The 12,682-nt window shown below is 49.1% G+C and carries 13 protein-coding genes; all 13 read left to right on the top strand.

The genetic code is table 11. The annotated features are described in order from the left end of the window. Positions 1-33: 33 nt before the first annotated feature. The 13 genes from R8806_RS20075 to R8806_RS13340 all read left to right on the top strand — a co-directional run bounded on the left by R8806_RS20075 (position 34) and on the right by R8806_RS13340 (position 12,681). Entirely contained in the window at positions 34-312 is a 279-nt protein-coding gene (locus R8806_RS20075; protein ID WP_074118312.1) for a topoisomerase C-terminal repeat-containing protein, read from the top strand. Positions 313-467: 155 nt separating this feature from the next. After that, positions 468-677, top strand: coding sequence for a peptide-binding protein (locus R8806_RS13285; protein WP_000527317.1), 210 nt, complete (start codon positions 468-470; stop codon positions 675-677). 16 nt (positions 678-693) lie between these two features. After that, complete coding sequence (locus tag R8806_RS13290) at positions 694-966, top strand: antitoxin (RefSeq protein ID WP_000301765.1); 273 nt, start codon at positions 694-696, stop codon at positions 964-966. 1 nt (position 967) lies between these two features. Then, on the top strand, positions 968-1,834 hold the full coding sequence (locus R8806_RS13295) for a methyltransferase domain-containing protein (protein WP_007857419.1): 867 nt from the start codon (positions 968-970) through the stop codon (positions 1,832-1,834). 44 nt (positions 1,835-1,878) lie between these two features. Beyond that, positions 1,879-2,070, top strand: coding sequence for an aspartate/glutamate racemase family protein (locus R8806_RS20080; RefSeq protein WP_370751961.1), 192 nt, complete (start codon positions 1,879-1,881; stop codon positions 2,068-2,070). A gap of 943 nt (positions 2,071-3,013) precedes the next feature. After that, positions 3,014-3,973 (top strand): hypothetical protein, encoded by a 960-nt coding sequence (locus R8806_RS13300; protein WP_004292788.1) that lies wholly within the window; start codon positions 3,014-3,016, stop codon positions 3,971-3,973. After that, positions 3,970-4,734, top strand: coding sequence for a YjbH domain-containing protein (locus tag R8806_RS13305; RefSeq protein WP_004322045.1), 765 nt, complete (start codon positions 3,970-3,972; stop codon positions 4,732-4,734). Before R8806_RS13300 ends, R8806_RS13305 begins: the two co-directional genes overlap by 4 nt. 80 nt (positions 4,735-4,814) lie before the next feature. Next, entirely contained in the window at positions 4,815-6,017 is a 1,203-nt protein-coding gene (locus tag R8806_RS13315; protein ID WP_004292790.1) for a beta-sandwich domain-containing protein, read from the top strand. A 529-nt stretch (positions 6,018-6,546) separates the two neighbouring features. Continuing rightward, positions 6,547-8,862, top strand: coding sequence for a hybrid sensor histidine kinase/response regulator (locus tag R8806_RS13320; protein WP_004292791.1), 2,316 nt, complete (start codon positions 6,547-6,549; stop codon positions 8,860-8,862). Further along, positions 8,850-10,151, top strand: coding sequence for a sigma-54-dependent transcriptional regulator (locus R8806_RS13325; protein ID WP_004292796.1), 1,302 nt, complete (start codon positions 8,850-8,852; stop codon positions 10,149-10,151). Before R8806_RS13320 ends, R8806_RS13325 begins: the two co-directional genes overlap by 13 nt. 26 nt (positions 10,152-10,177) lie before the next feature. Beyond that, positions 10,178-10,345: a hypothetical protein gene (locus tag R8806_RS13330; RefSeq protein WP_008673580.1), complete on the top strand. Its 168-nt coding sequence runs from the start codon at positions 10,178-10,180 to the stop codon at positions 10,343-10,345. Between the two features lie 73 nt (positions 10,346-10,418). After that, positions 10,419-11,054, top strand: coding sequence for an RteC domain-containing protein (locus R8806_RS13335; protein WP_004292800.1), 636 nt, complete (start codon positions 10,419-10,421; stop codon positions 11,052-11,054). Positions 11,055-11,217: 163 nt separating this feature from the next. After that, positions 11,218-12,681 (top strand): ATP-binding protein, encoded by a 1,464-nt coding sequence (locus R8806_RS13340; RefSeq protein WP_004292801.1) that lies wholly within the window; start codon positions 11,218-11,220, stop codon positions 12,679-12,681. Position 12,682: the final 1 nt, after the last annotated feature.

Consider the following 12,682-nt stretch of genomic DNA (forward strand, 5'->3'; position numbering starts at 1 on the left):
CCTACGGGGAATTTGTATCGATAAGGGGTACAAATTCCCACTAAGCGCTCGGGACCCCTTGTAGGAAAATGTCCTAAGTGTGGCAACAATATTGTATTAAAAAAATCGTTTTATGGTTGTTCAAATTATCCTGAATGTACCTTCACTTTAGCTGAACATTTTAGAAAGAAAAAACTCACCAAAACAAATGTAAAAGAATTACTAGAGGGAAAAGAAACCCTGGTAAAAGGAATCAAAACGAAAGATAGAAAGTCCTACAATGCCGTTGTAAAAATCGGAGAAAAGGGATATATTGATTTTATCTATGTATGAGAACGTATTTTTTGAAATGCTTGAGCGAATCATTCAATTAGAAAACGAAAAAGAATAGAATCACAAATCACAAGTGATTAATCACAAATCACTTGTGATTTGTGATTGTTGATGATAAAATAAGAGTAAGAAGAAATAGAAAGAAGTGAGTGGTTGTGGGAAATTTAGGCGCACAAAAAGCAAAACGAAATGATACACCAATCAGTGCAAAAAAAGATATTATGGGGGATAAGACGGTTCGTGTTCGTGCTGACTTGCACCATATTATAAAAATCGAAACAGCAAAGAATGGCGGAAACGTAAAAGAAGTTATGGATAAAGCCTTAGAAGAATATATTCGGAAATATTTACCTGACAAACTTTAAAAGGAGTGAAAATGAAATGGCAGTTACTTATGAAAAAACATTTGAAATAGAGATCATTAACGAATTATCGGCAAGCGTTTATAATCGAGTATTAAACTATGTTTTGAATCATGAATTAAATAAAAATGACTCTCAATTATTGGAAGTCAATTTATTAAACCAATTAAAGCTTGCAAAACGTGTAAATCTTTTTGATTATTCTTTAGAAGAATTACAAGCCGTTCATGAGTATTGGCGGTCAATGAATCGCTATTCAAAACAAGTTTTGAATAAAGAGAAAGTGGCTTAATATGGCAAATATAGTCAATTTTACTGACAAACAATTTGAAAATCGCTTAAATGATAATTTAGAAGAATTGGTTCAAGGAAAAAAAGCGGTTGAATCGCCAACCGCTTTTTTACTTGGTGGGCAACCAGGGTCAGGGAAAACGAGTTTGCGATCAGCAATTCTTGAAGAAACACAAGGGAATGTTATTGTCATTGATAAAGAGGGGTTAAAAGCTGCTGGTGAATGGCATCAATTAAAACCTTTGTTTCCTTCGTTAGAAGGAAAATCTGTTCTTGACTTGGGGTGCGGATATGGCTGGCACTGCAAGTTCGCAGAAGAACAAGGAGCTACAAAAATATTAGGGATCGATTTAAGTAAGAAAATGATTGAGGAAGCCCAAAAGCGCAATTCAGGAAATCAAATTGAATATCGTATTAGCGGATTAGAGGAATATGACTATCCAGAAAATGAATGGGATTGTGTTATATCTAATTTAGCTCTGCACTATATAGAGGACATAGTGGAAATATTTCAAAAAGTGTATAGGACATTAAAACCAGGTGGAATTTTTCTTTTTAATATCGAACACCCTGTTTTTACCGCAGGAGTTGGGCAAGATTGGATTTATACAGATGATGGGAAACCGCAATATTGGGCGATTGATAATTACTTTATAACAGGAGAACGAAATACACATTTTTTAGGATGTGATGTAGTAAAACAACATCACACACTTACACAGATTATAATGGGATTGCTGAACAATGGGTTTGAGCTTAAAGTTGTAGAGGAAGCAGAACCGCCTAAAGAGATGATGGATATTCCGGGTATGGAAGATGAACTTCGCCGCCCGATGATGTTACTTGTAAAGGCGATAGCGAAAAAATAATATCTCTATTAGGAAAACTGATATACCCCAATTTAGAGAATGGCATAGTAATTCCTAGTGATAAAGAGAAAATGATTGCACTGGCAAATAAATACATTGAAAAAGAAAATGTAGATGCACTCATTCTCGCCTGTACGGAGCTGCCACTTGCCATAAAGCCCGAAGATGTTAATGTGCCAATCGTGAATACAACCCAAGTACATATCAACGCAATTTACCAATATGCAATTCGATAAAAATAGCAAAGCCAGCCGAGCCAGTCAACGGTCAAGATGAACGGCGCATTTCATGCGCCGCCGTTGACAGCCCCGCCCGTCTTTGCTAAAGGGTAATCAAGGCGGGAAAGCCCTAAAATGGCTTCCCCGCCCATTTCAATTTTGGGAAAAGAAATGCTCCAAAATCAAAAAGAGAGCGGCCAAGCACTTTGAGGGATTGGCCGCCTTGTTCACCCATTCAGCGGAACGGCGGGCGGCGGTCAAGGCCGGGTGCAAACCCGTTCATTTCAGCCTTGACGGTTGCCTGCTGTCCTGCTACTTTTCCGGGAGTGTGGCCACACTTCGGGACACTTTGTCCACAAGTCGGAGCGAAGGACGAGGGACGGGGGCTTTCATATACCTGCCGCCGTTCTCTGAAAACAGGCCGATTTTTTGCTCATTCCCATTCGCAAAAATTCAGCCTGTTTTCCTGCCGGAGCAAACGGGGTGCAAGAAGCACCGCACCCCGTTTCCTCTGTCAGCCACGCCAGCAGGTATAACACACTACACTTTGCAAGCAAAGTCGTGTGCCAAAGGGGGCACCCCTTTGGAAACCCTAGACAACAAAACAGGCGGTATGCTGCCCTCTCCGGGAGCATACCGCCGTTTGTTGTCAGCAGCCCGTTTCACGGTCTGCGTGTAGTTCCTTGTAAACTGACCTAAGGTGGAAGCTAAAACAAAGTTTTATCATGAAGGATTATATTTGGACTAATGAAAGTGTGAATAAATGATTGGGAAAAATAAACCTTTCACCTCTTTTCTGGTGAAAGACTGAAAGGCACTTTGTGCGAGTGTCGTTTCAATGTGAGCCATCTTAGAGTAAAATCAGGATGGCTCACATTGGGTTAAAAGGATGAAGAGAAACTTGCGTTTCGTAGAAAATGTGGTAAAAGGTATCAGATGAAAGATGACCGGGATATGAACTATGACATCAATTAACAATAAAACAATTACGAGCGTATATGAAAAAATGAAAGCTTACGAGAGAATAAGCAAGAAACTGTTCATTTTGCTATTCATGCTGGTCTTTTATGGGTATTCATCCATAATTGCACAGCCGTCCATACCCGCTGGTCAGGTAGATATATTTGTAGGGGCGGATTTCAACTACCGGGATTTGTTTCACAATGGGAAAATATATGAGATTTTGCTGAATCTGACTCCCGGTGTGAAATGGAACATGGGCAAGGGGTGGCAGGCGGCAGCACAGGCATTAGTGCCGGTGTATAACGACTATGGCGACCGATACAAGAAAGTACGGTTGAACATGGCGGTGTTATCTAAAGAGGCGCATTGGCGATCCCGGTGGTTCCTGAAAGCAAGCGGCGGCTTGTTCGGCAGGGAGCGGTATGGATTGGACTTGAAAGGGATGTATGTCGTAAACCGCTGGTTGGCATTGGAAGTGCAGGCTGGATTAACCGGCTATTGTTCAATGGCAGTGGACTGGGAAGCAAGTACCCCCAAACGGATTACCGCCTTGCTGGGCACCGATGTCTATCTGAACAAATGGAATACGCAGTTCCGCGCAAGGGGCGGACGTTTCCTCTATGAAGATTATGGAGCCATAGTTGAAGCCATGCGGCATTTCAACCACTGTACGGTCGGATTGTACGGCGAGTATAGCAACGAGGGCGGCAAGAATGCCGGTTTTAAGGTGGTGATGATGATACCGCCTTACAAGCGGAAACGGCGCACTGTCAATTTCCGTCCGGCTTCTAATTTCCGCCTGACATACAGTATGGAAGGTGACGCCTATGCCAACAAAATGTACACGACCGACCCGGAGGAGAACGAACGCGAGGGCTGGTTTGACCGCAATGCCCTGCAATGGGGCAGCAACACCATGAAGCCGGACTTCTCGGAAAAGGAAGGAGGGCGGAAATGAGAAGATTATTGATTGGCCTCCTTGTCGTGATGGGCTGCATTCCGATATTGAGGGCGCAAGAGTATTCGGGCGTTACCGGCATGATCCACGTGCCCACGGCGGAAATGGCGACAGAGGGAGAAGCCCGTATCGGTTTCTTCTTCCTGAATCAGGAATTTCTTCCTGACACCTACCAGTATGAAGGAGAGAAATTCAACACGACCAACCATTTTCTGGCCATCACCCCCTTCCCTTGGATAGAAATAGCGTATGTCTGTACCATACTGAAGGGGATTGACAACGATGGCCATGTCGGACATAATAAGAAAGACCGGTACTTTCACCTGAAAGTGCGTCCGCTGAAAGAAGGCAAATGGTGGCCTGCAATTGCCATAGGCACCCAGGATCCCGGCAGCAAGGTGAACGAGTCCTATGCCGAAGGCAAATATCCGGTCAACGACTACTTCCAGAATTATTATATAGCCGCCAGCAAACACGTCATGTACAGGCGGAATGAATTTGGTTTTCATTTGACCTACCGCTATTTTACATCGGATTTCAATGCCAAATGGCGGGGCATAGCCGCCGGTATCACCTATCGCCCGTCCTTTGCCAGAAACCTTCGGGCAACGATAGAATATACCGGTGACGATATCAACATCGGCGCAGACTGTTTGTTGTGGAAACACCTCTTTTTGCAGGCAACCTTGCAGAATGGGAAACATTTCACAGGTGGCCTGTGTTTCAAGTTAAACCTGTTGGGCAAGACCCACCCTGATTGAAGACACAAACAATACGGATATAACTACTAGAATACAGAATTTCAAAATAACCTAATTTAATCGTTTAATTATTTTTAGAAATGGAAAATCTTAGAAATCTATCAAGATGGGGAATGTTCGCATTCCTTAGTGTGGCTTTGTGCACCAGTTTCGTAGGGTGCAGTGACGATGATCCGGATTACAGCAACGTGACGCCGCCCACGGTGTCCGTATCGCACAGTATCAGCGGGCGTGTCACCGGCATGGACGGCAACGGCCTTTCGGCTACCGTGAGCATGAACGGCGAATCGACACAGACCGGCGCAGATGGCACGTTCACTTTTGACGATGTGGATGCCGGAAGTTATACCCTGACGGCTTCCGCTCCGGGGAAACAGTCCAAGGAAACAACCGTCACCGTTGCAGAAAGCGGAAGCGGAGCCAATGTCGTATGGAACGTGTCATTGCCCAATGAAGGCACGACCATTGAAGTAGCCGCCAACGGCGATACGGAGGCCAACGTGACTTCAGAGACCATCGAAGGCAATGACGAGGGCGCGGTCACAGTGGCTGTCACCGTACCCGAGACGGCGGAATTGCCTGCGGGAAGTTCCATCGTGGTTACCCCGCTTTACACGCTGGATGAAGCCGAAGCCAATACCCGTGCCACTTCCCGTGCTGCCGAAAGCGTCATGCTGATTGGTACAAGCGTGGCTTGCACCGATGCGAACGCCACGCTTTCAAGTCCCATCGAATTGGCTTACGATGTGGATGCGGAAGTGGCGCAATCCATCACGGCACAGAAATACGTGAACGGGCAATGGGTGGATGCAGAATATACTGTAGAAGGCGGACAAGTAATCGTGTTTGCCGACCAGTTCACTTCCTATACGTTGCTCTTTGGAGCGGATGTGACTTCTTCCTCCACAAGCACGCCGTTGGCCTTTGAACAAGACCTGTGGGACAACCTGTATGGATCGGGTGACATGACCGTTGGTTCGGCCTCGTTCACTTATCACATCGGAACGGAAATCACTTCGTCCGGGACCAGTCGGATAACCGCTTACCTGATTGAGATTCTGGCCCGCATTGCCGGCGCAGGTGTCACTACGGCTACGGGAACTTACCCCATCAATGTGACCTTGCCCGTCGGTACGGCCTTGCACGTGGCAGGTACTCAACAAGTGACCACTTTGACCGTCTCCGCATTGAACCGTTCCGTCAGTGGAAGACAATACGGTGATGTGGCAGTCGTGACAACCTCTTACAACAGAAACCATAATGGAGGGACGAGTGACAATTGATTGTTGTTTCTCACCTTGTAGACAGATATATTAAAAAGCACTGTCTGCAATTACCTGCAAGTAGTTATAATAGCCGCCCGGAATCAGGACGGCTATTTTTGTAGCTGTATCCGAAGCAGGAAAGAAATCGTAAGTTTTCGGGAACCACAGGTACAACCTTTGCATGTGAAATGGCGACTGCAACTATGAACCCAAATGTTGTAGTCGCCATTGTTTTGTTGTACCTGTATGCAAGTAGTTGCATTGTCTATCAGACTCTCTGTGCATTTTGCATTGTCTGCACTCTTGCCGGATGTTGTAATATCCGTTCGTTCGGATGCCTGCGTTACGCTTGCATAATCCCAATGACTATTTTACAATCAAACACCCGTCATGGTGCGGCTCAATTTGTTTTGAATCGTTCTAAAAAAATAATTATTCATAAACTCTGAACCGGTCGCATGGATTGTGGTTGATAATTTCTATTTTTGCCCATAAACGAGGTAGCACATTCTGATGAGAGAATGCACTACGGATAATATGACTAGCAATGAAAGTATCCTTGACACAAAAGATATATGCCGGGAACTTCCTGTTGCTGGCCGCCATAGTCGGAATGGTGGTTATCCTCTTTCGTGAGCGTAGCCGGATGCGGGAGATAGATTTCGAAGTGCATGACCTGCAATCGGTACGGAATGACATCCATGCCGCACACCTTCACATCACCGAGCTTTCCCTGCTGGGCGAGAGCCTGATCAGCCAAGAAAATGCAGATACGGCAAACTATCGCCAGAAACGGCTGTCCACAGACAGCCTGCTGCTGGCCTTGAAGCCCCGGTGCAGGCAGCATGTACGTCCCGAACAGATAGACACGCTCCGGCACCTGCTTGCCGACAAGGAAATGCACTTGTTCCGTGTCGTGGAAGCCATCGGGATACAGGATGCTGCTGACAGTCTGCTTGTCCACCATCTGCCCAAAGTGGCGGAACGTGCCACCCGCATACGCACCGTGAGGAAAAGAAGGGACAATATACTGGGAGCGTTGGGCGCCAAGAAAACCGTCCGGGTTTTGCCTTCCGCCGGAGAACTGCACGCATTCAGTGACAGCCTGATTGCCATGCAGCAGGAAGGGACGGAGGATATGGAAACCAGTGCCGACAGCCTGTACGCCCGCAATCTGGCATTGAACGCCCGGCTGAACCACCTCATCAAGAATCTGGACAGGCAAGTGCAGGAAGCCTTCTTTCAGCGTGAGCATAAGATAATGGAAGCGCAAAGCCGTTCCACGCTCCTGCTCACCTCTACCTTGTCCACCGCCATCCTCCTTTTAATCCTGTTCCACATCGCCATCCACCGGGAAATCCGCCGCAATCATGGCGAAAAAAAGAAACGCGAAGAACTTATCGGCGAATTGCAGGCGAGCAATGAGAAGAACCGGCAATTGCTGCAATTCCGTCACAACCTGATGCAGACTGTCAGCCATGAAATGCGCACGGCCCTGACGGCGATAAGCGGCAATGCAGAACTCCTGCTCCGGGATGAAGCCCTGGAAGACCGGGTACGCCACATATTAACCGTGCGTGAATCTGCCAGCCGCATGGCTTCCATGACCACCGAGCTGCTGGAATTTTTCAGGCTGGAGATCCATAAAGAAAAGCTGCATATCCGTCCATTCCGCTCCGAGTCAATAGCAACTGTGTTGGAAACGGAGTTCGCCCCTTTGGCTGAAGCCAAAGGAATCGAATTCGTGACTGACAACCAGACGACAGAAGTGCTGGGAGGCGATAAGGAGCGCATATTGCGCATCGGAAGCAACCTGCTCTCCAATGCGGTCAAGTTTACCCGCAGCGGTCGCATTACACTCTGCACGGACTATAAGGACGGCAACTTCATCCTGTACGTGCAGGATACCGGGACGGGCATCCCGGAAGAAAAGCAGGAACAGATTTTCGCCCCCTTCGAACGTCTGGGCAATGCTGTGACTCAGGACGGCTTCGGGCTGGGCCTTGCCATTGTGACCAATCTCGTACAGCTGATGCAGGGTTCTGCTTCCGTACAGAGCAAACCTGGCATAGGAAGCCGCTTCACCGTTGTCCTGCCGCTGCCGAAAGCCGAAGAAGTACCGGAAGAAGAGAAGTCAATGGATGTCCGTCCTTCACTGGCCGGATGTTCCGTGCTGGCCATAGACAACGACCCGGTGACGCTCCGCCTGATGCGCGAGATGTACCTTCAATGTGGCGTTTCATGCGACAACTGCCTTACGTTGGCCGAGCTGACCGACAGGATACGGAGCAAGGATTATGACCTGTTGATAACAGACTTGAGAATGCCGGAAGCGAACGGCTACGAGATTCTGGAACTGCTGCGCATGTCCGACATCGGCAATTCCCGTGAACTTCCCATCGTGGCAGCTACTGCGGCCGGCTATGTATCGGAGGAGGAACTGAAAGAAGCCGGATTTTCCGGATTGCTTCCCAAGCCGTTTTCCATAGACGAACTGATGGAGGCGACACGGCACTGCATCCGTGAAAGAGGGAACCGGCAGCCGGACTTCTCCGCCCTGTTGGCTTTCGGCGACAAGCGGAAAACATTGGAGCAGCTGATTGCCGAAACGGAGAAAGAGATAGAGGAAGTCCGGAAGGCATCCGAAAGGAAAGACTTGACAGCCTTGAACAGCTGGGTACACCATTTGAGGAGCTCATGGATGGTGATACGGACGGAACGCCCCTTGCAGAAGTTGCACGAAGCCATCCACAAGGAACCGTACTCGGACGAAGAAGTCGCCTATGCAGCCCGTGCCGTGTTGGAACAAGGAGAAACCATCATAGAAGCCGCCAGAAAGGAGATGAAGAAATGGGAAAGATAATCGTAGTGGAAGACAACCTTGTGTACAGCAGGTATGTCTGCAATTTTTTGGAAGAAAACGGATACCGGACAGTCAGTACCTCCGATTGCACCGGTGCCCGGAAACTGTTTTCAATGCTGGAAGATGACGACATCGTGCTTGCCGACCTCCGGTTGCCTGACGGTGACGGCATCCTGTTGCTTGAAGAACTGCGCCGCGAGGGGAAGCACAATCCCTACGTCATCATGACGGATTATGCGGAAGTGCCTACCGCCGTGCGTTCCATGAAATCCGGAGCGGAAGACTATATCCCCAAGAAACTGCTGACCAGCCAGCTTCCCGCCATGCTCCAAGACTTGCAGAAAAGGCAGTCATTCCATGAGGAACCCCTGTTCATAAGGGAGAGCGAAGCCTACCAGAAAGTATTCGGACGTCTCCACGTCCTAGCCAAAGCCGACATCTGCGTGATGGTTCGGGGTGAGAACGGTACAGGAAAGAAACATATCGCTGAAAAGATACATGCCCAAAGCGACCGTGCGGACAAACCGTTCGTGACAGTGGACTGCGGGCTGTTATCCGAAAGTCTGGCCGCTTCCGCCTTGTTTGGGCATGAAAAAGGGGCTTTTACCGGGGCGGTCGGGCGCAAGGAAGGCTATTGGTCGGAAGCCGAGGGAGGAACGTTGTTCCTGGATGAGATAGGCAACCTTCCCCTCGGCGTACAGCAGATGCTGCTCTGCGCCATACAGGACAGGCGTTACCGTCCTGTCGGCGGCACAAAAGACAGGAAAGCCAACGTGCGCATCATCACCGCAACGAACGAGAATCTGGAAGAAGCCATATCGGAAAGGCGTTTCCGCCGGGACCTGTATTTCCGATTGAGTGAGTACACCGTGAAAGTACCCCCGCTCAGGGAATGCCCGGAAGACATCCTGCCGCTTGCTGAATTCTTCCGGGAACTTTACAACCAAGAGCATGGCAGACAGGTAAAAGGTTTCGATGCGGAGGCGAAGAAACGGTTGCTGGCCCATGACTGGCCGGGAAACGTACGGGAACTGAAACAGGCGGTCCAATCCGCCGTGCTTTTTGCCCAAGGGGAATTGGTGACGGCGGAAGAATTGAACTTGGATGAGTCCGGAAAGCCTTCCGATCCTGACATTGCCTTGAAAGGGGAATGCATGGAAAAGAAGCGGATATGCCAGGCTTTGGAAAAGGCCGGGCATAATCGGAAAGAGGCCGCCAGACTGCTGGGCATAAGCCGGAGCACGCTGTACGAGAAAATGGACCTGTATGGGATTCAGACGAAGAGGTGACATGGCAGGGGAAAGGACGAAACGGAATGGAAAAAAGCGGAAAGAAAGGGCGGTACTGTGTACGAAAAACGGACACCTGTCCGGAAGTCGGACACGGGAAGGAGGCTGCCTATTCTTCCTTAAAACAAATTTTCGTCTGCCAAGAGCTTGATTTGCAAGAAATTGCATACAAGTTCATCACCATAACATTGTAATTGGACTATCATTTGCTCCTATGGATGTATGTGCGCACATTTCATCCGAGTAAAAACAAAAAATTAGGAACAAATGGAACATCTCACCTTGACGGAAACCGAGTTTTTCCGTCTGATAAGCAATCCCGACAGCCGCACCGGGTTACGCACGGCCTACGATGAGTTTACACAAAGGGTCATCCAACTCTGTCTCATCCCGCCCGAAAGCGGACATCCGGTACACGCCCTGAGCTATGCGGAAACGGAGCTGCAATACCATGAGGCCCTGCAAGGCAGGAGCCATGAGAGCGAACTGAATCTGCATGTACACAAGGCCCTTGCCTTTGTGCGCAAGATGCTACGGTTCCTTGCCCGGGAATACCATCCGTTGCCGCCCTCCCACATGTTTACCGGCGAGAAAACCGGCGCCCCTCCTTCTGATGCCCCTCCGATATGTTGGACAGGCAGCATATCCGACCTAGTGGAATTATTGTACGGGCTCGACACCCTGAAATGTATCAACGGCGGAGAAACCGGTATCCAGGAACTGATGGTCCATTTCTCCCGATTCTTCGGCATGGAGTTGAAGCCCAGTCAGTGCTACAACGCCTATGTGGATATCCGTCGTCGGAAAAATGACAGCCGTACCTATTTCTTCGACCGGGCTTCCGAAAAGCTGAACGAGCGAATCGTGAAAGACGATGAGCGGGAACGGGCACGCAAGAGATGAAAGTTTTTCTGTCTGATTCATGACCGGGAACAAGGTGTATGGGTAGAAGCCCCTTGCTCCCGGTTTCTTTTTCCTGTTCTAGCAATGACAATTTGCAAGAAAATGCTCCAAAATTTCGTATCTGTCGGTCAAATGATTATTTTTGCCCTCCAAACGATTACGCATGAATATAACCAATATAGACGACATACGCAAACTGGCCTCCGGCGATGAAGGGGGACGGACAGAATACAAGCTGATCACCGGGCAGTTGGAGCGCGGCATGGAGACACTGTGCGCCTTCCTCAACGGCGAGGGCGGTACGGTACTGTTCGGCGTGGCTGACAACGGGAAAATCACCGGTCAGGAAGTGAGCGACAAGACGAAACGGGAAATTGCGGAAGCCATCCGCCTATTCGAGCCGTTTGCCACGATAACGGTCTCATACGCAAACATTCCCGACACGGACAAACAGGTCATTGCCTTATATGCTGAGGAACAACGCTATATGCGTCCGTTCACATATAAAGGCAGGGCTTACCAGCGGATAGAAAGCGTGACGTCTGTCATGCCGCAGGACAAGTACAACCACCTGCTGATGCAAAGGGGCGGCAAATACAGTTGGGAGGCAATCCCCAACCCCGACCTGCAAATCAGCGACCTCGACGAGAATGTCATCATCGGTGCGGTACGCGCCGGAATCAACTGCGGACGCCTGCCGGAAACCACCATTCGCGAAGAAATACCCGCCATCCTTGAAAAATTCGACCTGTTGCATGACGGGAAGCTGAACAATGCCGCCGCCGTACTGTTCGGGCGCAATCTGTACGACTATCCCCAATGCCTGTTGCGAATGGCAAGGTTCAGAGGCACAAGCAAAGAGGAATTCATAGACAACCAAAGACAGCAAGGGAACATCTACGCGCTATTGGACGCTGCCATGTCGTTTTTTTTCAAGCACCTGTCCTTGTCGGGTAAAATAGAGGGGCTGTACCGTGAAGAAAAGCTGAGCATACCTTACAAGGCATTGAGGGAATGTTGCATCAACGCCTTTTGTCACAGAGCCTACCACCGTCCGGGCGGTTCGGTGGGCATCGCCATTTATGACGACCGCGTGGAAATAGAGAGCAGCGGCGCGTTCCCTCCCGACATGACCCTTGAAAAACTGCTTGGCGGACACAGTTCAGAGCCGCCCAACCTCATCATAGCCAACGTGCTTTACAAAAGCGAGTTGCTGGAAAGCTGGGGTCGCGGCATCAGCCTGATGATAGACGAGTGCCGCCGTGCCGGCATACCCGACCCGGAATTCCACACGGACGGGAGTTCCGTATGGGTGGTATTCCGCTATGAGATGGAAACGGCTGGACAAGCATCCGACAAGCATCCGACAAGTACCCGACAAGCACCCGACAAGTACCCGACAAGCATCGTCCGGCTCATTGAACTGATAGGGGAACACACTTGCTCGCTGAAAGAAATGATGGGAATGATGGAACTGAAGGACAGGGAGAATTTCTTGGGCAATTACCTTAACCCGTCTATGGAAGCCGGATTGGTGGAACCGCTCTATCCTGACCAGCCGAAACATCCCAAGCAGAAATACAGGCTCACCGAACAAGGAAAGGCTTTGCTGGAAAGGGGTGAGTAAC

Source organism: Butyricimonas faecihominis (assembly GCF_033096445.1).
In the GTDB taxonomy this organism is placed as follows: domain Bacteria; phylum Bacteroidota; class Bacteroidia; order Bacteroidales; family Marinifilaceae; genus Butyricimonas; species Butyricimonas faecihominis.